Below are 19,450 nucleotides of genomic sequence, written 5' to 3'. Positions count from 1 at the left end.
CACGGTAATTGCCCATGCTAGATGCGTGACCGCGAGGGCTCAATCGACTTGCGGAATTTGTGGATGACGCGCGGCCGCCGCCGTCGATGCGCCGGGAGCGGGCCCGGCAGGCCCACCGCGCCCCCACCAACGGCGAAGACCCACCGGACGGACCGGTGGGTCTTCGGCGGACGTCGGTTTCGGTGCCCTACGGAGCGGCCGGTCCGCCGGGCGGGGCCTTGGGCACGGTCGGCATGCTGCCGAACAGGTCGAGGTACATGCCCGCGGAGATCAGGATCCCCAGCACGCCCAGCGCCAGTCCGCCGAAGGCGACGGCCCGCACCCAGGTGGCGCGGCCGCGGGTCAGCGCCACTGCGGCGGCGATCACGGCCAGCAGCGCGAAGACTCCGTTGACCAGGGCGTTGGTGTGCCAGGAGGCGCCGTAGACGGCGGCGATCTGGTCGCTGGCCTTGCCCGACTGGAGCTTGATCTGGCCCATCAGGTTCGCCCGCTCGGCCATCGTCGTACCGAGCCAGGTGCCGGTGACGGATGCGAGGCCGAGCCCCGCGGCGACGACGGCACCGGCGCCGGCGGCGATCCCGGTGGAGGCCGCTACGGGCGCGGTGTCGAGGCCCTGGCCGGGCTCGTCGGTGCCGTCGTCCGCGCCGAGGTCACTGGCCTCGTCCTGCGCGGCGAGGGCGGCGTTGTCATCGGCCTGCTCATCGGCCTTGGCGGCGGCCTTGCCGGCCGCCTCGGCCTCGGTGGCCTCCGGAATCTCGGCTGTCTCCGTGGCGGTCTGCGCCGGCACGGTCTTCTCGTCGTCGGTCTTCTTCTCGGTCGTCCTGGTACCCATGGGCGCGACGGTAGGCGTCCCGTCTGAGAGTCGGATGAGAACCGCGGCGCCGAGCGCACGGCGGACGGCGACACGCCGACCACGGGGGCCGCACCCGAGCGGGGTCCGAGGCCGATCCGGGACCGGTGGCTACACCCCCACCAGCGGTTTCTCCCCGTCCTGGGGACCGGGCAGCCGCACCCCGCCCGGCTCCGGCGGCGGCTCGATGCTGATCCGGGGCAGCCATCGGTCGAGCCAGGACGGCAGCCACCAGTTGGCGCCGCCCAGCAGATGCATCAGGGCGGGCACCAGCAGCGTACGGAGCACGAAGGCGTCGAGGGCGACGGCGCCGGCCAGGCCGATGCCGAACATCGCGATGATCCGGTCGCCGCTGAGGATGAAGGCCCCGAACACCGCGATCATGATGACCGCCGCCGAGTTGATCACGCGGCTGGTCTCGGCGAGGCCGACCCGTACCGCCCGCCGGTTGTCGTGGGTCAGCTGCCACTCCTCGTACATCCGGGAGACCAGGAACACCTGGTAGTCCATGGACAGCCCGAAGAGCACCGACACCATGATGACCGGCAGGAAGGGCTCGACCGGGCCGGCGCTGCCCAGCCCCAGCAGTTCGCTGCCCCAGCCCCACTGGAAGACCGCGACCACGATCCCGAAGGACGAGGCCACGGCGGCGACGTTCATCAGCGCGGCCTTGAGCGGGATGCCGATGCTGCGGAAGGCGAGCAGCAGCAGGACCGAGCCCAGCGCGATCACGACGCCGATGAAGAGCGGCAGTTTGCCGACGATGACGGACGCGAAGTCGTCGTAGCTCGCGGTGATCCCGCCGACCTGTACGCGCAGCGTGCTCGTGCCCCCGGCCTCGGGCAGCACCTCGGTCCGCAGACGTTCCACCAGGTCGGAGGTCTGCCGGGACTGCGGTGAGGTGGTGGGTACGACGGTGATCACGCCGGTGCTGTGGTTGCCGTCGAACGCGGGACGGCTGACCTGGGCGACTCCGGGGGTGTCCCGCAGCCGGTCCGGCAGGTCCGAGAACGCGATCCGGTCGTTGGCGCCGTCCAGGGTGCCGACGAGCGTCAGCGGCCCGTTGAAGCCGGGGCCGAAGCCGCTCCCGTGGCCGTCGCCCGCGAGCAGGTCGTACGCCTTGCGGGTGGTCGAGGTTGCCGGGTTGTTGCCCTGGTCGGACGTGCCGAGATGGAGGCCGAAGGTCGGCAGTGCCAGGACGAGCATGACGGCCGCCGCGACGGTGCCCAGCAGTTTCGGGTGCCGCTCGACGAAGCCGGACCAGCGGGCGGCGATCCCGGCGGGACGCTCCACCCGTGGTCCGTGCTCGGCCAGCCGGCGGCGCTCGCGGCGGCTCAGCGCCCGCGTCCCGATCAGCCCGAGCAGCGCCGGCAGCAGCGTGATGGCGGCGGCCACGGTCAGGACGACGGTGAGCGAGGCGGCGAGGGCGACGCCGTTGAGGAAGCTCAGCCGCAGGATCAGCATGCCCAGCAGCGCGATACAGACCGTGGCACCGGCGAAGACGACCGCGCGCCCGGATACCGCGACGGCCCGGGTGGCGGCCTCCTCGACCGGCAGGCCCGCTCGCAGGCCCTTGCGGTGCCGGGTGACGATGAACAGCGCGTAGTCGATGCCGACGCCGAGCCCGATCAGCATGCCGAGCATGGGGGCGAAGTCGGCGACGGTCATGGCGTGGCTGAGCAGGGTGATGCCGGCCGAGGCGGTGCCGACGGCGGCGAGCGCGGTGACGATCGGCAGGAAGGTCGCGGCGAGCGAGCCGAAGGCGAGGAAGAGCACCACGGCCGCGGCGCCCAGCCCGATGATCTCCGCCAGTTGGGCGCGTGGTGCCTCGGTCAGCGCGATGCCGGCGCCGCCCAGCTCGACCTGGAGGTCCGGGCCGGACGCGCGCTGCGCGGTGTCGACGACCTTGCCGACCTGGGCGACGTTCAGCTCGTCGGTGGGCCGGTCGAAGATCACGGAAGCGTAGGCGGTGTGCCCGTCCTTGCTGATCTGCCGGGTGCCGGCGCCGCCCGTGCCGTGTTTGCCGTAGGGGCCCTGCACGTCGGAGACGCCGGGCAGTTCGGCGATCTCCTTCAGGGTGTGCCGCATGGTCTTTTCCACGGCGCCGGAGCGCACCGTTCCGGAGTCCGTGTGCCATACGAGGGTGTCGCCGTCCCCGGAGCGGTCCGGGAAGGCCTTCGCCATCCGGGCGCTCGCCTGCCCCGATTCGGTCCCGGGCACCTCGTAGTTGTTGGAGTACGCGGCCCCGGTCACCCCCGCCGCGACGGCGACCCCCGCGAAGGCGGCGAGCCAGAGCACGATCACCACGATGCGGCGCCGGAGACACCACCGAGCCAGAGCGGTCACGGACCTCGTCTGCTTCCCGGGTCGGGCGTCGATAACTCCCGGGGGGCGGGCGGTGCCGAACGCGGATGTACGGGGACGGGGCGGGCCGTCGCACACGCACAAGCGGAAGCGCCCGGTCCACCCCCCGGGGCAGGATGCCAGCAGGAAAAGATCCTTTGACCTTTTTGTGGCCTTCCCCACAAAGGGACGGGAAGAGGGAACTCCTCCCCGCCCCGCCCCCTGCCCTGGCCCCGTATGCCGCGTCTCAGCCGGTGACCGACTCCTTGCCGTTCTCGATGTGCCCCATGAACCGGCGGTGGAAGGACCGGTCCTCGGCGACCGTGAGGCCGAGGTCGTACCAGCCGTGCGCGGCCGCGGCGGGATACCCGACGGTGCGGCTGCGGCCGGCCTGCACCCGCACCGTGCGCGGCGCGCTGTCCGTATAGGCCAGCGGCGTGAGGGTGCAGGTCAGCTCGGTGCGGCCGGGGTTGGTGACGGTCAGATGGAGCTCCTGCCGCCCGGCGTCGATCCGCGTACTGATCTTGACGGCCGCGGCGGCGCCCTGCCCGCTGCCGGCGAATTCCCGCCGGAAGCCGTTCGGCCCGGTCACCGTGAAGCGGTATCTGCCGTCCTTCACCGGCACCTCCCACCGCCCCTTCCCCCGTACGTCCCGGTGCTGCGGCACATCGAATTCCCTCGCGTACGGATAGAGCGCCAGGTGGGCGGAGGCCCGGCCGGCGTTACGGACGGCCATCCGGAAGACCGCGGCGGCCGGATCGAAGCCGCCGTCGGCGTCCGGCTGGTAGGGCAGCGCCCTGGCCGGCCGGACGCCGCGCTCCTGCCGCGGCAGCGCCTGCCGGAGCGGCGGCTGCGGCGCCCAGCGCCCGCTGAACGCCGGGATCGCGCCGGGTTGCCGCACCGACGGCTGCCTGCGCCCACGGGAGAAGTCGAAGGCGGCGGTCAGATCGCCGCAGACGGTGCGCCGCCAGGCGCTGATGTGGGGCTCCTCGATCCCGGTCCAGCGCTCCAGGAAGCGGGTGATCGAGGTGTGGTCGAAGACCTGGGAGCAGGCGTAGCCGCCGACCGTCCACGGCGAGATGACGAGCATCGGCACCCGGATGCCCAGACCGGTCGGCCGGCCCTCCCAGAATTCCCCGTCGGTCCCGGCGGGCGGCACCGGGGGCGGCACATGATCGAAGAACCCGTCGTTCTCGTCGTAGGTCAGGAAGAGCGCGGTGTGCCGCCAGACGTCCGGGTGCCGGCCGAGCGCGTCCAGCACCTTGTAGACGAGGGTGGCGCTCTCCACCGGTGAGGACGAGCCGGGGTGCTCGGAGTCCGCGGCGGACGGCACGAGGTAGGACACCTCGGGCAGCCTGCCGTTCGCCACGTCCGCGGCGAACGCGGTCGCCAGGGTGCCCGGCTCCCCCCTACGCAGCGCCCGCTCGAACAGGCTCCGCTCCGCGCGGCTCAGCGTCCTGACGCCCTCCTCCAGGAGCCCCGTGAGCCGCGTGCGCCCGGCCTCGTCGGCGCCCGCCAGCGTCAGGTAGAAGGCGGTCATGTTCCGCACCCCGTCCACCTTGGCCAGGGCCTTCTTCGCGACCGTCTTGAAGCGCGCGTAGAACTCCAGGTTGTTGTCGGTGAAGTTGTCCCACTCCTGGTAGACGCGCCAGCTGCGGCCGGCCTTCTCCAGCCGCTCGGCGTAGGTGGTCCAGGTGTAGCCGGGGTGGGTGTCCTCCTCATAGGCATCGTTGCCCACCGCGCGCTTCCCGTTGGGCTCGTAGCCCGTCCAACCGCTCACCAGGTGGTTGCGGTTGGGGCTGGTCGAGGAGTGGATCGAGGAATGGTAGGCGTCGCAGACGGTGAAGGTGTCCGCGAGCTCGTAGTGCAGCGGGACGTCCTGCCGGTCGTAGTGCGCCATGGTGGCCGCGGTCTTGGCGGTGACCCAGTTGTTCATCCAGCCGCCGTTCCACGCCACCGCCCCGCCGAACCAGCTGTGGTCCAGCGCGCCGATGTACTGCCGGTCCTTCTTCTGCGCGGCGGCCGCCTCGCGCACCGAGAAGGGCAGCACGGTGCCGAGGCCCAGCAGCCCCGGCTGCTCGAAGACGCTCCGGCCGCCGGGCAGTTCGATCGCATTGCGGTCGGCATAGCCGCGTACGCCGCGCAGCATCCCGAAGTAGTGGTCGAAGGAGCGGTTCTCCTGCATCAGCACGATCACATGCCGGATGTCCGCGAGCCCGCCGCCGCGGGCCGGCCGCGCCGCGTCGGCCGCCAGCGCCTGCTGCAACGACGGCGGCAGCAGCGACCCGGCCACCGCCGCGCCCGCCGCGGCCGCGCCAACTCCCAGTACGTGCCTACGAGATACCTCCGGTGCCACGTCCGACCTCCCAGTCGACGGTCCATCAGTCAGCCAATGGTCTGCACTCAATCCATTGCGATGGGGCGACGGGGACGCTAGCGGACTCCCGTGACCGGCGATAGGTAGCGGGGTGACAACTTTGGGAACCGGCGACCCCTGGCCGGGAGCGGACGTGGCCGCTACCGGCGCGCGCTCACTGTTCCCCGCGGGCACCCGCCCCGGAAAGATCATTCTCAGGGGGCCGCAGGACGCCTGAGGCGTCACCAGGGGCTCCGAAGATGATCTTTCGGAGGAAGCACACGCCATGGCACCACCACCCATTCGCTCCTTCTCCCAGCTCGACACGCTGCTCGACCCCACGCGCCCCGTGGTGACGCTCTTCAGCGGCGGACTCGACAGCTCGTATCTCCTGCTGAAGCTCCGGGAGCAGGGCATCCGTGAGGTGCACGCCGTCAGCGTCGACATCGGCGAGGACGAGTCCACCGGCTACAAACGCGAAGTGGCCCAGGCCCTGGGCGCCCAGCTGCATGTGCTCGACAAACGCGAGGAGTTCGCCGACCGGTACGTGGCCAAGGCCATCGCCGCCCAGGCCGTCTATCTCGGGATCCACCCCGTGAGCTCGACCCTCAGCCGCCCGCTGATAGCCCAGGCGGCGGCGGAGCTGGCCGGCCGGCTCGGCGCCCAGGCCGTCCTCCACACCGCCAACCGCTCGCAGAACACCCTCCGGCGCCTCAACGGTGCGCTGGACCTGCTCGGTTACCCCGGCCCCTACGGCAGCCCGTACGACCTCAGCCCCGTCGACCGGGACCGCAAGCACGCGGAGCTGCGGGACGCCGGTGTCGACCTGCTCGTCGGCCGGCTGGTCAGCGGCGACTCCAACCTGTGGTGCCGGGAGTTCGAGTCCGGCATCCTCGACGACCCCGAGGACCATGCGGTCCCCGAGGACATGTACCGCTGGAGCGCGCCGCGCGCGGACACCGCGCCGAGCAGGGTGACCGTCACGTTCGAGGCAGGGCTGCCGGTCTCCGTGGACGGCCGGCGCATGCCGCTGACCGAGCTGATCGGTGAGCTCAACGTGCGGGCCGGTGCGTACGGCCTCGGCCGCTATTCCGGTCTTGAGCACCTGGACCACGGGGAAAAGGTGCTCGAAATACGGGAGATGCCGGCCGCGTCGCTGCTCCTGCGGTCCTACCGCCACATCGAGAGCGCCTGCCTCGGCGCGGAGCTGATCCGGGAGAAGCAGCAGCTGGAGCAGATCTGGGTCCGCGAGGCACTGGAAGGGCGCTGGTTCGGTGAACTGCGCCTCGCCGCACAGCACTTCATCGATGCCTGCGCGGCCCCCACGAGCGGCTCGGTGACCTGGGAGCTGCGGCTGGGTGGCGCGGAGACCCGCGCCATCACCGCGGCCCGCCCCCGCTATCTGCGCGACCGCGAGGCGTGGGAGGACCGCGCCATCGCCCTGGAGTCCGCCGCGCACCGTGCGGCGCCGGCCCCCGCCCCCGTTCTCGTCTGACACCCGCCCGAGCACGCCACAGGAGTACCCGCACGGTGAACACCCTCACTTCCGCCGCCCTCGCCCCCGCCGTCCGCGCGCTGACCGGCCCCGGCGGCCACCTCATACCGGCCCCGGAGCTGTCCGCGCTGCTGAACGCCGGCGCGGCCGACTGGGCCCGCTTCGGCGCCCATTGGGACGCCCTCACGCTGGATACGCACATGGCCGACGGCGGTACGTATCGCTTCCGCCGCTACGGCCAGTTCGATGTGGAGACCTCGACGGGCACCCTCACGGCGCTGCCGCACGCGCCGTACCTCCAGGAGAGCACCATCAATCCGCTCAACGGCGGCGTCGAGCGGCACTTCGACCCGCTGACGGAGGAGTTCACCGCGGACCCGCTGCTGCGTTCCCTGCTGCTGACCATGGCCGCGCTGTTCACCGCGGCCGACGGCACCGCCGCCTGGAACATCAAACTGCACCCGTACCGGATCACCGCGGGCCACGAGCAGACCGGGCAGCCCGCGCCCGAGGGGCGGCACCGCGACGGGGTCACGTTCATCACCTCGCTGATGATCCGTAGGCTCAATGTCGAAGGCGGCGAGAGCGCCGTCTTCGCCGACTCCGGCGAGGAACTGCTCACCACCACGCTCACCCACCCCGGCGACCTGCTGCTCGGGGACGACCGCCGCACCCTGCACTCCGTCACCCCGGTGCGCCCGGTGGACGCGACGGCGCCCGCGCACCGCGACGTACTGGTGGTCGCCTTCACCGCCCGCTGACCGGCCGCACCGACGGGCCCCGGCACCCCGCCCCCGCGGCGTGCCGGGGCCGGCCTGACTCCCCCGCGAACCAAGGACCTCACCACCATGACCACCGTGACCACCCGTACCGCGCGCCAGGGCAACCGGCCCCTCTGGCTCATCGATGTTCCCGTCGTCCTGGTGGCCGTGGTCTGGGGTTCCAGCTACCTGGCCGCCAAGGAGCTGGCCACCGGGACCACCGTCATCGCCCTGCTCCTGCTGCGATTCGTGCTGGCCACGCCGGTGATGGCGGTGGTCGCGGGCCGCGGGATCACCCGGCTGAGCGGCCGGGAGTTCGCCGCGGGCGCGGTCCTCGGCATGCTGCTGTCAGGTGTGCTGGTGCTGGAGACCTTCGGAGTGGTGCACACCTCGGCGACCAACGCCGGCCTCCTCATCAGCCTGACCATGATCTTCACCCCGCTCGCGGAGGCCGTGGCCACCCGTACCCGCCCCACCGGGGCATTCATCGGCGCAGCCACGCTGTCCGTGACCGGAGTGGCCCTGCTGACCCAGGGGTCCGGGTTCACCGCCCCGTCGTCCGGCGACCTCCTGATGCTGCTCGCGGCCGTCGCCCGCACCGTGCACGTGATGGCCATGAGCCGGATGAAGGCGGTCCGTTCGACCGACTCAGGGGCGCTGACCGTCGTCCAGTTCGCCGCCGCCGTCGTCGTCTTCGCCCTCGCCGCGCCCTTCGCCGCCGTCTCCCCGGTGGACGCCGCGGCCGCCTACTCCCCCCAGCAGTGGGCCGCGCTCCTCTATCTGGCGCTGATGTGCACGCTCTTCGCCTTCTTCGTCCAGATGTGGGCGGTGCGCCGGACCTCGCCGTCCCGGGTGAGCCTGCTGCTGGGCACCGAGCCGCTGTGGGCCGCCGTCATCGGTGTCGCCATCGGCGGGGACCGGCCCGGCGCGCTCGGCGTGGCCGGGGCGGCTCTGGTGCTCATCGGTACGACCTGGGGCCGGCAGGCCACGGCGCCGCCGGCCACCGCGGAGGAGGACCGGCCGGCGGCACCGCAGCCGGCCGGGGCGGCCTGACCCGGCAACCGCGGCTAAACCCGGGACAGCACTCCCCGTTCGACGGCCATCATGCCCGCCTGGAACCTGCTCTCCGCCCCCAGCTTGGTCAGCAGCGGAGTGATGGTCCGGCGCAGCGTACGGTCGGACACCCCGAGGTTGCGGGCGATGGCCCGGTCCTTCAGTCCGGCGGCGAACATCCGGAGAACCATCTGCTCCCGGTCGGTCAACGCCGCCTCGTGCGAGCCCCGTTGCGCGGCATCGGGACCGGCGTCGGTCAGCCGCTCCGCATACACCCAGCAGTGCTCGAAGACCTGCCGCAGCAAACGGCACATCGCGGCACCGTGGATCTCCAGCGCCGTCACCTCCCCGCCTTCCGCACCCAGGGTGACAAGTGCCCGCTCCTCATCGACCAGGGTGAGCCGGAACGGCAAGGTCATCGCGAGCCGCACCTCGGCACCCGCGCGCCGCAGCCCGCACAGATGCGCATGGCCGGCCGCGTTCTCCGGGGTCGAGTGCAGATGGACGGCGCGCACGGAGACTCCCCGCGCCAGGACCTGGACACCGCGCCGTCCGGCCTCGTCCCAGCACTCCGGCGCGGCCGGGTCGTACGGGCACAGCGCGAGGACCTCCCGGCGCGCCGCAGCCGCCATGGCGTCCATGCTCTCCGCGATCCGCTGCGCTCCCACCCGCACCTCCATCCGGGCCGCGGACCGCCCGGCACCCGGGGGAGGGACCGGCAGGCTGTCGGCCAGCGCGCTGAAGGCGGCGCGCAGCGAACGCAGTCCGACGAGCCGGTCCGCCATCGTCTGCTCGGCGGTGTCCAGCAGCAGGGCGAACGCGGTCTCCGGAGACACCGGAACGGGCAACGCCCCGTCGCGGGACGGCCGCACCAGCCCCATGGCGGCCAGATATCGCAAGGTCTCCTGGAACTTCCGGCTCGTCATGCCGAGCTGCTCCGCCGCCCGTGCGGGCGGGCAATCACCGTGCACCAGAAGTAAGTTGAAGACCTCGTCGGCTCGGTCGGGACCGGAACGCGAACGCATGACACCTCCATGAAGAGTGCGTGTCACGGCGTCATTGGCGTGGGCGCGGACGGAACGGTCCGCCCCGCCGGAGAGCGGACCCAGGACCGAGTTTCAGGATCGTAGGCGGCCGTCATATCCACTGTCCACGCCCGGTCTCTCATCGTGGACGTCCCGGACCGCCGCCCACCGCTCACCACACCGGCCACCACTCACACCACACGATCTTGCCCGGAGCGCGCTCCCCCACCCCCCACTTGTCCGCGAGCGCGGACACCAGCAACAGCCCCCGCCCGCACTCCTCTTCCGCCGCACCGTCCCGCACCGGAACCCGCGGCTCCCCGCCCCCGCTGTCGTGCACCTCGACCCGCAGCAGCCCGTCCTCACCCAGCAACAGCCGCAGCCGGTACTCACGGCCCGGCGGAACACCGTGCCGCAGGGCATTGGTGGCCAGCTCACTGACACACAGCAGCACCTCGTCCGCCCGGCGTTCCAGGTCCCATTCAACGAGCGTGTTACGGGCGAACTCCCTGGCCAGCGGCACGGATCGGCGCTCCCGCCGGTAGCGCACCGTACGGGCACAGAGCGTCTGGATCTCCTTTTGCATGGCACCACTGTCACAGTGCGTAACTATGCTGGACCACAGTGTCAGGTCGTACAGATCCGCTGTACGACTTCTGGCTGTGTCATGCCGTCACAGGGAGGGGAAGGCAGACCGCATGCAATCGGCGAACAAACCGAAGAAAATCACGTCCTGGCATGTCATCGGCGCCCAGCTGAGTCATTTCCGCCGGGCCGCCCGCATCACCCAGCCCGCACTGGCCGAGCGGGTGGGACTCCACGAGGACACCATCGGCTCCATCGAGCAGGGCCGCCGGCCACTGAAACTCGACCTGGCCGAGACCTTGGACGAACTCCTCGACACCAAGGGTGTGTTGGCGGTCGCGGTGTCGAAGGTCCCCGAGCGGGAGAAGCTGCCCGCGTTCGTACAGGACCTGGTGGAGCATGAGGAGGCGGCGCTGACATTTCTGTCGTACGAAAACCAGGTGGTGCCCGGCCTGTTGCAGACCGAGCCGTACGCGCGGGCAGCGTTCGACTCCCTCTACCCACCGCTGGACGAGGAACGAGCCGAGGTGTGGCTCTCGGGACGCATCAGCCGACAGAAGCTGCTGGAGCGCAAGAAGCCGCTACCCATGCTCAACTTCATCCTGGAAGAGGTGGTGCTCCACCGGCCGATCGGCGGCCCGGAGATCCTTCGCGCCCAGCTCCGCCACCTCCGCTCGTGCGCCGAACTCCCCTTCCTGGGGCTCCAGATCATGCCGACGGCCCGGCGCACCCACGCCTCCCTGGATGGCCCTCTGCTCCTGCTGGAGACACCCGACCACGAGCACCTCGCCTACATCGAAGCCCAGCGGATCAGCTTCCTGGTCGATGACCCGGATGAGGTCAGTGCGTACCAACAGAAATATGGGATGCTGCGATCGCAGGCCCTCACCCCCGAGGAGACGAAGAGCCTGCTGGACGACTTGCTAGGAGAGTCATGACCAGCACAGCAGCCCAGCACTTCTCTCACGGACTGAACTGGTTCAAGTCCAGCTACAGCGGCAGCGAAGGCGGCAACTGCCTGGAAGTAGCTTACGAATGGCGGAAGTCGAGCCACAGCGGCAGCGCGGGCGGCAACTGCATCGAGGTCGCCTACGACTGGCACAAGTCCAGCCACAGCAGCGATGAGGGCGGCGACTGCCTCGAAGTCGCCGCCTGCCCCGCCGCCATCCACATCCGCGACTCCAAGAACCCCGGCGGCCCCATACTCACCCTGAGCACCGCCGCCTGGTCCGCGTTCCTCGCCGACGTCACCAACTGACGGGCGCAGATATGACCATGAAGCCCCGGCAGCTCGGAACGAACGGCCCCGCCGTCTCCCCCCTCGGCCTCGGCTGCATGGGGATGTCGACCTCGTACGGCGTCCCGGACGACGCCGAATCGCTCCGTACGCTCGACCGCGCCGTCGAGCTCGGCGTCACCCTGCTCGACACCGCGGACGCCTACGGGCGCGGCGCCAACGAGGAGTTCCTCGGCCGCTGGCTGCACAGCCGTACGGCATCGCTGCGGGACGGACTCGTCCTCGCGACCAAGTTCGGGCTGCGGCACGACGCCGCCACGGGTCGGGTGAACGCGGTCGATTCCTCAGCCGCCTGGGTGCGCGAGGCCTGCCACGCCTCGCTGCGCCGCCTCGGCACGGACCGTATCGACCTCTACTACCTGCACCGCCGCGACCCGGCCGTCCCCATCGAGGAGACGGTCGGCGCGATGGCGGAGCTCGTCGCCGACGGTGCCGTACGCCACCTCGGCCTCAGCGAGATCAGCCCACAGACGCTGCGGCGGGCGCACGCCGTCCACCCCATCAGCGCCGTACAGCTGGAGTACTCCCTCTTCACCCGCGAGGTCGTGGAGGGCGAGATGCTGGCGACCTGCCGGGAGCTGGGCATCGGCATCGTGGCGTACTCGCCGCTCGGGCGCGGCATGCTGACCGGCGCGCTCGCCGCACGGGACGAGCTGACCGCCGAGGACAGCCGGCGCCGGTGGCCGCGGTTCGCCGAGGAGAACATCGACCGCAATCTGCGCCTCGTCCGGGCCGTGCGGGCCGCGGCCGAGTCCTTCGGCTGCACCCCGGCCCAGGCCGTCCTCGCCTGGCTGCTCGGCCAGGGCGAGGACATCGTGCCGATCCCCGGCACCAAGCGCCGTACGTACCTGGAGGAGAACGCGACGGCGGCCGGGACCGAGCTGAGCACGGAGCAGCTGACCCTGCTCCGGGCGGCCGTGCCCGACGACGCCGTGGCGGGGGAACGCTATCCGCTCGCCGCCCTGGAGCGGCTGGGCCACTGAGCGGGTCCGGGGGCGCCGTCCGGTGCGATCTACCCGGGGGAGGGTCTGGAACAGTGTTGATCAGGGACGACTACCCACGCCGCATCGCGCTGGGGACCAGCGGGATTGCGCTGCTGGTCACGGTGGCGAACGTCATCGGCATCGCCAAAGGGGCGGCCCGCGTAGAGCTCATCGGGACGGCCCTGGTGCTGGTCTGTTGCGCCGTGCTCGCGGTGGTGGGGTGGCGCAAGGAGAGGGCATGGATGACGTTGACCGCCGGCGCCTCGCTGCTGGTCGCGGTCTTCGGCGGTGGCTGGCTCTTCGCGGGGTGAACGCCCGGCGGGGCGCCGCAGGGTGACGGCAGACGGCCGTTCTCGCCTGCCGTCAGCAGAAAGCGGCCGCCCTCCCCGAGGAGTACATCCCCGGGAAGGACGGCCGCTCACCGTCGTGCACAAGAAGCGGCGCCTCAGCCCTCGACGCCCAGCTTCTCCAGGATCAGCTCGCGGACGCGGGCCGCGTCCGCCTGGCCCCGGGTGGCCTTCATGACCGCGCCGACCAGGGCGCCGGCCGCGGCCACCTTGCCGCCGCGGATCTTGTCGGCGATGGCGGCGTTGGCGGCGATCGCCTCGTCGACGGCGGTGCCCAGGGCGCCCTCGTCGGAGACGACCTTGAGGCCGCGCTTCTCGACGACGGTGTCCGGGTCGCCCTCGCCGGCCAGCACACCCTCGATGGTCTGTCGGGCCAGCTTGTCGTTGAGGGAACCGTCGGCGACCAGCGCGGTGACCCGGGCGACCTGCTCGGGGGTGATCGGCAGGGCGGCCAGGTCGATGCCGTCCTCATTGGCGCGCCGGGCCAGCTCGCCCATCCACCACTTACGGGCCGAGGCGGAGTCCGCGCCGGCGTCGACGGTGGCGGTGATCAGGTCGACCGCGCCCGCGTTGAGGATCGACTGCATGTCGTGCTCGCTGATCCCCCACTCCTCGCGGAGGCGGTTGCGGCGGACTCGCGGCAGCTCGGGGAGCGCGGCCCGCAGTTCCTCGACCCACTCACGGGAGGGGGCCACCGGCACCAGGTCCGGCTCGGGGAAGTAGCGGTAGTCCTCGGCCTCTTCCTTGATGCGGCCGGGCGTCGTGGAGCCGTCCTCCTCGTGGAAGTGCCGGGTCTCCTGGACGATCGTGCCGCCGGAGGACAGCACCGCGGCGTGCCGCTGGATCTCGAAGCGGGCCGCCCGCTCCACGGAGCGCAGGGAGTTGACGTTCTTGGTCTCCGAACGCGTACCGAACTTCTCGGTGCCGTTGGGGCGCAGCGAGAGGTTCACGTCGCAGCGCATCTGGCCCTGCTCCATCCGGGCCTCGGAGACGCCCAGCGCCTTGATGAGCTCGCGCAGCTCGGCGACGTACGCCTTGGCGACCTCGGGGGCCCGCTCGCCCGCGCCCTCGATGGGCTTGGTGACGATCTCGATGAGCGGGATGCCGGCGCGGTTGTAGTCCAGGAGCGAGTGCCGGGCGCCGTGGATACGGCCGGTGGCACCGCCGATGTGGGTGGACTTGCCGGTGTCCTCCTCCATGTGGGCGCGCTCGATGTGCACCCGGAAGATCTCCCCGTCCTCCAGCTGTACGTCGAGGTAGCCGTCGAAGGCGATCGGCTCGTCGTACTGGGAGGTCTGGAAGTTCTTCGGCATGTCCGGATAGAAGTAGTTCTTCCGGGCGAAGCGGCACCATTCGGCGATGGAGCAGTTCAGCGCCAGGCCGATCTTGATCGCGGACTCGACGCCGGTCGCGTTGACGACCGGCAGCGAGCCGGGCATGCCCAGGCAGGTGGGGCAGGTCTGCGAGTTGGCGTCCGCGCCGAGGGCGGTGGAACAGCCGCAGAACATCTTGGTGTTGGTGCCGAGCTCGACATGGACCTCCAGGCCCATGACGGGGTCGTACGTCGCGAGGGCGTCCTCGTACGACACCAGGTCAGTGACAGTCACGGTGAAACTTTCCCTCTCAGCCCAGCAGGACGTCGTCGTCGCCCAGGCGCTTCAGTTCGCGGTAGAGGATCGCCAGGCCGGTGACGATCGCCGCGGCCGAAACGGCGGCGTCGATCAGGCGGAGCGTGTCGTTCTCCTTGCGGGCCAGCTTGGCCTGCTTGGCGACGCTGATGGCGCCGAACGCGGTGCTGCCGATCGACAGGTACAGACCGGACTTGGACTTCTTGAAGTTCTTGGCCTTCTTGGTCATGGCGGTCACAGTGCAGGTGCCTCCTCAAGCAGCGGGTGGCCCCACTGGGCGGTGAACGCGGCCTCGACCGCGGCACCGACCTTGTAGAGCCGGTCGTCGGCCATGGCAGGAGCGATGATCTGAAGGCCCACCGGCAGCCCGTCCTCGGGAGCCAGACCGCAGGGCAGCGACATGGCCGCGTTGCCTGCCAGGTTGGTGGGGATCGTGCACAGGTCGGCGAGGTACATCGCCATCGGGTCGTCGGCGCGCTCGCCGATCGGGAAGGCGGTGGTCGGCGTGGTCGGCGAAACGATCACGTCGACCTGTTCGAAGGCCTTCTCGAAGTCGCGGGTGATCAGCGTCCGCACCTTCTGGGCGGAGCCGTAGTACGCGTCGTAGTAGCCGGAGCTGAGCGCGTACGTACCGAGCATGATCCGGCGCTTGACCTCGGGGCCGAAGCCGGCCTCACGGGTCAGGGCGGTGACGTCCTCGGCGGACTTGGTGCCGTCGTCGCCGACCCGCAGGCCGTAGCGCATGGCGTCGAAGCGGGCCAGGTTGGAGGAGCACTCCGAGGGCGCGATGAGGTAGTACGCGGACAGCGCGAGGTCGAAGGACGGGCAGTCCAGCTCGACGATCTCGGCGCCCAGCTCCTTCATCAGCGCGACCGACTCGTCGAAGCGCTGGATGACACCGGCCTGGTAGCCCTCGCCGCGGAACTGCTTGACGACGCCGACGCGCATGCCCGCGACGCTGCCGTTGCGGGCCGCCTCGACGACCGGCGGGACCGGCGCGTCGATGGAGGTGGAGTCCAGCGGGTCGTGCCCGGCGATGACCTCGTGGAGCAGCGCGGCGTCCAGGACCGTACGGGCGCAGGGGCCGCCCTGGTCCAGGGAGCTGGAGAAGGCCACCATGCCGTAGCGGGAGACGCCGCCGTAGGTGGGCTTGACGCCGACCGTGCCGGTGACGGACGCGGGCTGGCGGATGGAGCCGCCGGTGTCCGTGCCGATGGCGAGCGGGGCCTCGTAGGAGGCGAGGGCGGCGCTGGAGCCACCGCCGGAGCCGCCAGGGATCTTGGTGAGGTCCCAGGGGTTGCCGGTCGGCCCGTAGGCGCTGTTCTCCGTCGACGACCCCATGGCGAACTCGTCCATGTTGGTCTTGCCGAGGATGACGACGTCGGCGGCCTTGAGCTTCTTGGTCAGCGTCGCGTCGTACGGCGGCAGCCAGCCTTCGAGGATCTTCGAGCCGACGGTCGTGGGCATGCCCTCCGTCGTGAAGATGTCCTTGAGCGCGAGCGGAACACCGGCCAGCGGGCCGAGCTTCTCGCCGCGGGCCTTCTTCTCGTCCACGGCGCGGGCCTGGGCGAGCGCGCCCTCGCGGTCGACGTGCAGGAAGGCGTGCACCTTCTCGTCGACGGCCTCGATACGGGCCAGGTGGGCCTCGGTCACCTCGACCGCGGTGACCTCGCCGGCGGCGATCTTCGCCGCGATCTCGGCGGCGGTGAGCTTGATCAGGTCTGCCATGTCGGTCACTCCTCCCCCAGGATCTGCGGCACCTTGAAACGCTGCTGCTCCTGGGCCGGGGCGCCGGAGAGCGCCTGCTCGGGGGTCAGCGACGGACGGACCTCGTCCGGCCGCATGACGTTGGTCAGGGGCAGCGGGTGGGAGGTCGGCGGTACGTCTTGATCGGCGACCTCGGAGACGCGGGCGACCGCGCCGATGATGTCGTCGAGCTGTCCGGCGAAGTGGTCGAGCTCTTCGGCCTTCAGCTCCAGACGTGCCAGCCGGGCGAGGTGGGCGACCTCCTCGCGCGTGATGCCAGGCATGCAGCGATCCTCTGCTGGTTCTCGGAGTGTTCTTGGCTGTATATGCGGGCCCAATCCTATTCGCATTCCCCTTGCGCACCTGCATGGGAATTGCGCAGGGCTTTTCCACCGGGTACCGGGGCCGCCGACGGCCCGGCGTGCGACGGCCGGTGGCCCGTCGCGCGGCGGCGCCGGTGGCCCGTCGTGCGGCGGCCGGTCAGCGGTCGCCGGACGACGGGCCGCCGGGGGGATCGTCAGCCGGGGAGTCGATCGCCTCAGGTGCCTGGCCGGGAGGATCACCGGCCCTGGCATCGGTGGCCTCGGGCACGCCGGCGTCGCGCTCGGCGCCGCCGGAATCGGTGGACTTCTCACCGTGATGCGGCGCCGCGGCCGGTGCCGCAGCCTCCGGGAGGGCTTCCACGGGGTGTTCTTCGGAGCGGGGACAAGGGACGGCCGGTGGCCGGGTCAGTTCAGGACCTGTCCCGAAGGGCGCTCGGCGGCCTTCTCCGCCGCCAGGGCGGCCGTCTCCGATTCGCGCTGCCAGCCGCGCTCACCGCGAGCTCTCAGCCAGGCCGTGGTTTCGTCCGGTGGCATCGCCGCGGCCACCAGCCAGCCCTGTACGGCGTCGCAGCCGAGGTCACGCAGCCGCTCCCAGGTCTCGTCGTCCTCGACGCCCTCCGCGACGACCAGGAGGCCGAGGGAGTGCGCGAGGTCGAGAGTGCAGCGGACGATCTCCGCGTCCTCGGTGTCGACGGCCAGCCGGGCCACGAACGAGCGGTCGATCTTGAGCTCGCTGACCGGGAGGCGCCTGAGGTGGACCAGGGAGGAGTAGCCGGTCCCGAAGTCGTCGAGGGACATCTTGACGCCGTGCGCGGTGAGCCCGGCGAGGGTGTCGGCGGCCCGCTGCGGGTCCTCCAGGAGGACATGCTCGGTTATCTCCAGCTGGAGGGCGCCGGGCGGGACGCGGTGCCGGGCGAGCCGCGCGGCGACGGCGCCGGCGAAGCCCGGGGAGTGCACATCGCGCGGGGAGACGTTGACGGCGACCGGCACCTCCAGGCCCATCGCGCGCCAGCGCGCCACCTGGGCGAGCGCGGTCTCCAGGACGTACTCGGTCAGCCGGGGCATCAGCCCGGAGGACTCGGCGATGGCGATGAACTCGTCCGGTGGCACCCGGCCGCGGTCCGGGTGCACCCAGCGGACCAGCGCCTCCAGCCCGGCGACATGCCCGTCGAAGCCGACCTTGGGCTGGTAGTGCAGCTCGACATCGCCGGCGTCCAGGGCGCGGCGCAGATCGCCCAACAGGCCGAGCCGGTCGGGGGTGTTGCCGTCCCGCTTGGCCTCGTAGAGCTCGACACCGCTGCGGTCGCGCTTGGCCTGGTACATCGCCACATCGGCGCGGCGCAGCAGCCCCTCGGCGTCGAGCGCGTGATCGGGGAAGACGGCGACCCCCGCGCTGGCTTCGAGCACGAGGGTCAGCCCGTCGAGGTCCAGCGGGGAGCCCAGGGCGGCGACGAGATTGCGGGCCGCCCGCTGGGAGCTGGTGAGGGAGTCGGTGGTGGGCAGCAGGACGGCGAACTCGTCACCGCCGAGCCGGGCGGCCTCGGCACCGCGCGGGAGGGCGTGCCGTAGGCGGTCGGCGATCTGGAGCAGCAGGCGGTCGCCGGCGAGGTGGCCGAGGGTGTCGTTGACGGAGCGGAAGCGGTCCAGGTCGATGAGGACCAGCGCCGAGCGGGCGCCGACGCGCTCGGCGTCGTCCAGGGCGGTCCAGGTGCGCTCCAGCAGCCACTGGCGGTTGGGCAGGCCGGTGAGCGGGTCGCGCAGCTGCTCCTCGGCGCGGGCGCGGGCTATCCAGAGCGTGGAGTCCAGCGCGATCAGCGGGACCGCGAACAGCGGCAGCAGCAGGGGTGCGTGGACGGCGCAGACGACGATCAGCGGGGAGATGCCGAGGAGTGCGATGCCGACGAGTGCCTGCCGGACCACGGCCGTTCGGGGGATGGCGGGCAGCTGGCCGGTGCGGGGGGTGAGGCTGACCCAGAGCAGGCCGCGGCTGACCAGGAGGTAGCCGGCGGCGGTGACGACGACTTCGGGGAGGACGGAGAGGTTCCAGGACGACGGGGCCCAGGGGTGGCGGACGCTGGAGGCGATACCGAAGGCGGCGAGGCCGAGCGCCGCGGTGCCGAGGCCGAGGATGTCCACGGCGCCGTGCACCACGGCCTGTCGCCAGCGGTGCCGCCGGGCGGCACCCACCAGCACGACCACGGAGAGGCTGACGAGGACGGCGGGCACCCAGCCGTAGAGCAGCAGGACGGCGAGGGCGAGGGCGGCGCCGGAGCCCGTGCCGCCCCACCAGCGGTCCCGGCCGAGGGCTACCAGATGGCCGACGATGATGCCCGTGAGGATCGCCAGCGACCAGCCCACGGACTGGCCGGGGAACAGAGCGTCACCTTCGCCGAGGGTCACGATGACGCCCGTGGCGAGCGCGAGGCCCGCCACGGTGACGATGGTCGCGGGCAGCGCGGGCACGACGAGCCGCCGGAGCCGCGACGCCGGAGCGGCGCTGTCGGTCGGTTTCATTCCGATCCCTCTCACAGCCGGCTGTGCCCGCGCCACGGCAGGCGCACTCCTCAACAGTAGGCCGCGGAAGGCCGCGACGGGCAGCCATCCACGACGGTTGCCCGAATGCGACCCGGCGTCGCGGATCAATCTGGTATGCGCCGA

At 71.5% G+C, this 19,450-nt stretch carries 18 protein-coding genes; 7 read left to right on the top strand and 11 right to left on the bottom strand.

Going from position 1 to position 19,450, the window contains the following annotated elements:
* Nucleotides 1-187: 187 nt before the first annotated feature.
* The 3 genes from ACZ4XD_RS12720 to ACZ4XD_RS12710 form a co-directional block, all read right to left on the bottom strand.
* Nucleotides 188-832, bottom strand: a complete 645-nt coding sequence (locus ACZ4XD_RS12720) for a hypothetical protein (protein WP_468041298.1) — start codon at nucleotides 830-832, stop codon at nucleotides 188-190.
* A gap of 129 nt (nucleotides 833-961) precedes the next feature.
* Entirely contained in the window at nucleotides 962-3,196 is a 2,235-nt protein-coding gene (locus tag ACZ4XD_RS12715) for an MMPL family transporter (protein ID WP_468041295.1), read from the bottom strand.
* A gap of 244 nt (nucleotides 3,197-3,440) precedes the next feature.
* Nucleotides 3,441-5,549 (bottom strand): phosphocholine-specific phospholipase C, encoded by a 2,109-nt coding sequence (locus ACZ4XD_RS12710; protein ID WP_468041291.1) that lies wholly within the window; start codon nucleotides 5,547-5,549, stop codon nucleotides 3,441-3,443.
* A 286-nt stretch (nucleotides 5,550-5,835) separates the two neighbouring features.
* Between ACZ4XD_RS12710 and ACZ4XD_RS12705 the strand changes: the two genes are divergently transcribed.
* From ACZ4XD_RS12705 to ACZ4XD_RS12695, 3 genes are all read left to right on the top strand, one after another.
* Nucleotides 5,836-7,044: an argininosuccinate synthase-related protein gene (locus ACZ4XD_RS12705; protein WP_468041288.1), complete on the top strand. Its 1,209-nt coding sequence runs from the start codon at nucleotides 5,836-5,838 to the stop codon at nucleotides 7,042-7,044.
* 35 nt (nucleotides 7,045-7,079) lie between these two features.
* A complete protein-coding gene (locus ACZ4XD_RS12700) occupies nucleotides 7,080-7,805 on the top strand; it encodes a 2OG-Fe dioxygenase family protein (protein WP_468041283.1) in 726 nt (241 codons plus the stop codon).
* Nucleotides 7,806-7,892: 87 nt separating this feature from the next.
* Nucleotides 7,893-8,858 (top strand): DMT family transporter, encoded by a 966-nt coding sequence (locus ACZ4XD_RS12695; RefSeq protein ID WP_468041279.1) that lies wholly within the window; start codon nucleotides 7,893-7,895, stop codon nucleotides 8,856-8,858.
* A 14-nt stretch (nucleotides 8,859-8,872) separates the two neighbouring features.
* Here the strand turns inward: ACZ4XD_RS12695 and ACZ4XD_RS12690 are convergent, their stop codons facing one another.
* Together ACZ4XD_RS12690 and ACZ4XD_RS12685 are read right to left on the bottom strand one after the other, a co-directional pair.
* Nucleotides 8,873-9,883 (bottom strand): helix-turn-helix transcriptional regulator, encoded by a 1,011-nt coding sequence (locus tag ACZ4XD_RS12690; RefSeq protein ID WP_468041275.1) that lies wholly within the window; start codon nucleotides 9,881-9,883, stop codon nucleotides 8,873-8,875.
* A 172-nt stretch (nucleotides 9,884-10,055) separates the two neighbouring features.
* Entirely contained in the window at nucleotides 10,056-10,469 is a 414-nt protein-coding gene (locus tag ACZ4XD_RS12685; RefSeq protein WP_468041272.1) for an ATP-binding protein, read from the bottom strand.
* Between the two features lie 112 nt (nucleotides 10,470-10,581).
* On the opposite strand from ACZ4XD_RS12685, the gene ACZ4XD_RS12680 reads away from it, so the two are divergent.
* Genes ACZ4XD_RS12680 through ACZ4XD_RS12665 form a run of 4 tightly spaced genes read left to right on the top strand, consistent with a single transcriptional unit; the run spans nucleotide 10,582 to nucleotide 13,059 of the window.
* Complete coding sequence (locus ACZ4XD_RS12680; RefSeq protein WP_468041269.1) at nucleotides 10,582-11,406, top strand: helix-turn-helix domain-containing protein; 825 nt, start codon at nucleotides 10,582-10,584, stop codon at nucleotides 11,404-11,406.
* Entirely contained in the window at nucleotides 11,403-11,726 is a 324-nt protein-coding gene (locus ACZ4XD_RS12675) for a DUF397 domain-containing protein (protein ID WP_468041267.1), read from the top strand. Before ACZ4XD_RS12680 ends, ACZ4XD_RS12675 begins: the two co-directional genes overlap by 4 nt.
* A gap of 17 nt (nucleotides 11,727-11,743) precedes the next feature.
* Nucleotides 11,744-12,748, top strand: coding sequence for an aldo/keto reductase (locus tag ACZ4XD_RS12670; RefSeq protein ID WP_468041376.1), 1,005 nt, complete (start codon nucleotides 11,744-11,746; stop codon nucleotides 12,746-12,748).
* A 53-nt stretch (nucleotides 12,749-12,801) separates the two neighbouring features.
* Nucleotides 12,802-13,059 carry a hypothetical protein gene (locus ACZ4XD_RS12665; protein ID WP_468041265.1) on the top strand — a complete coding sequence of 86 codons (258 nt, stop codon included), beginning with the start codon at nucleotides 12,802-12,804 and terminating at the stop codon, nucleotides 13,057-13,059.
* A 134-nt stretch (nucleotides 13,060-13,193) separates the two neighbouring features.
* Here the strand turns inward: ACZ4XD_RS12665 and gatB are convergent, their stop codons facing one another.
* From gatB to ACZ4XD_RS12635, 6 genes are all read right to left on the bottom strand, one after another.
* Nucleotides 13,194-14,702, bottom strand: coding sequence for an Asp-tRNA(Asn)/Glu-tRNA(Gln) amidotransferase subunit GatB (gene gatB, locus ACZ4XD_RS12660; protein WP_468041263.1), 1,509 nt, complete (start codon nucleotides 14,700-14,702; stop codon nucleotides 13,194-13,196).
* Nucleotides 14,703-14,718: 16 nt separating this feature from the next.
* Entirely contained in the window at nucleotides 14,719-14,952 is a 234-nt protein-coding gene (locus ACZ4XD_RS12655) for a hypothetical protein (RefSeq protein ID WP_033266953.1), read from the bottom strand.
* Nucleotides 14,953-14,957: 5 nt separating this feature from the next.
* On the bottom strand, nucleotides 14,958-16,451 hold the full coding sequence (gene gatA, locus ACZ4XD_RS12650; protein WP_468041261.1) for an Asp-tRNA(Asn)/Glu-tRNA(Gln) amidotransferase subunit GatA: 1,494 nt from the start codon (nucleotides 16,449-16,451) through the stop codon (nucleotides 14,958-14,960).
* 5 nt (nucleotides 16,452-16,456) lie between these two features.
* On the bottom strand, nucleotides 16,457-16,753 hold the full coding sequence (gene gatC / locus ACZ4XD_RS12645; protein ID WP_006602950.1) for an Asp-tRNA(Asn)/Glu-tRNA(Gln) amidotransferase subunit GatC: 297 nt from the start codon (nucleotides 16,751-16,753) through the stop codon (nucleotides 16,457-16,459).
* Nucleotides 16,754-16,949: 196 nt separating this feature from the next.
* Nucleotides 16,950-17,153 carry a hypothetical protein gene (locus ACZ4XD_RS12640; RefSeq protein WP_468041258.1) on the bottom strand — a complete coding sequence of 68 codons (204 nt, stop codon included), beginning with the start codon at nucleotides 17,151-17,153 and terminating at the stop codon, nucleotides 16,950-16,952.
* 44 nt (nucleotides 17,154-17,197) lie between these two features.
* Nucleotides 17,198-19,306, bottom strand: coding sequence for a putative bifunctional diguanylate cyclase/phosphodiesterase (locus ACZ4XD_RS12635; RefSeq protein ID WP_468041256.1), 2,109 nt, complete (start codon nucleotides 19,304-19,306; stop codon nucleotides 17,198-17,200).
* Nucleotides 19,307-19,450: the final 144 nt, after the last annotated feature.

This window comes from Streptomyces sp. NPDC029466 (assembly GCF_055574515.1).
This window is presented reverse-complemented; position numbering and strand designations above follow the sequence as displayed.

Bases quoted from the DNA above. Each gene is read 5' to 3' on its own strand.
- ACZ4XD_RS12720 (WP_468041298.1), bottom strand. From the start codon at position 832: ATGGGTACCAGGACGACCGAGAAGAAGACCGACGACGAGAAGACCGTG.
- ACZ4XD_RS12705 (WP_468041288.1), top strand. From the start codon at position 5,836: ATGGCACCACCACCCATTCGCTCCTTCTCCCAGCTCGACACGCTGCTC.
- ACZ4XD_RS12695 (WP_468041279.1), top strand. From the start codon at position 7,893: ATGACCACCGTGACCACCCGTACCGCGCGCCAGGGCAACCGGCCCCTC.
- ACZ4XD_RS12690 (WP_468041275.1), bottom strand. From the start codon at position 9,883: ATGCGTTCGCGTTCCGGTCCCGACCGAGCCGACGAGGTCTTCAACTTA.
- ACZ4XD_RS12685 (WP_468041272.1), bottom strand. From the start codon at position 10,469: ATGCAAAAGGAGATCCAGACGCTCTGTGCCCGTACGGTGCGCTACCGG.
- ACZ4XD_RS12680 (WP_468041269.1), top strand. From the start codon at position 10,582: ATGCAATCGGCGAACAAACCGAAGAAAATCACGTCCTGGCATGTCATC.
- ACZ4XD_RS12675 (WP_468041267.1), top strand. From the start codon at position 11,403: ATGACCAGCACAGCAGCCCAGCACTTCTCTCACGGACTGAACTGGTTC.
- ACZ4XD_RS12670 (WP_468041376.1), top strand. From the start codon at position 11,744: ATGAAGCCCCGGCAGCTCGGAACGAACGGCCCCGCCGTCTCCCCCCTC.
- ACZ4XD_RS12655 (WP_033266953.1), bottom strand. From the start codon at position 14,952: ATGACCAAGAAGGCCAAGAACTTCAAGAAGTCCAAGTCCGGTCTGTAC.
- gatA (WP_468041261.1), bottom strand. From the start codon at position 16,451: ATGGCAGACCTGATCAAGCTCACCGCCGCCGAGATCGCGGCGAAGATC.
- gatC (WP_006602950.1), bottom strand. From the start codon at position 16,753: ATGCCTGGCATCACGCGCGAGGAGGTCGCCCACCTCGCCCGGCTGGCA.
- ACZ4XD_RS12635 (WP_468041256.1), bottom strand. From the start codon at position 19,306: ATGAAACCGACCGACAGCGCCGCTCCGGCGTCGCGGCTCCGGCGGCTC.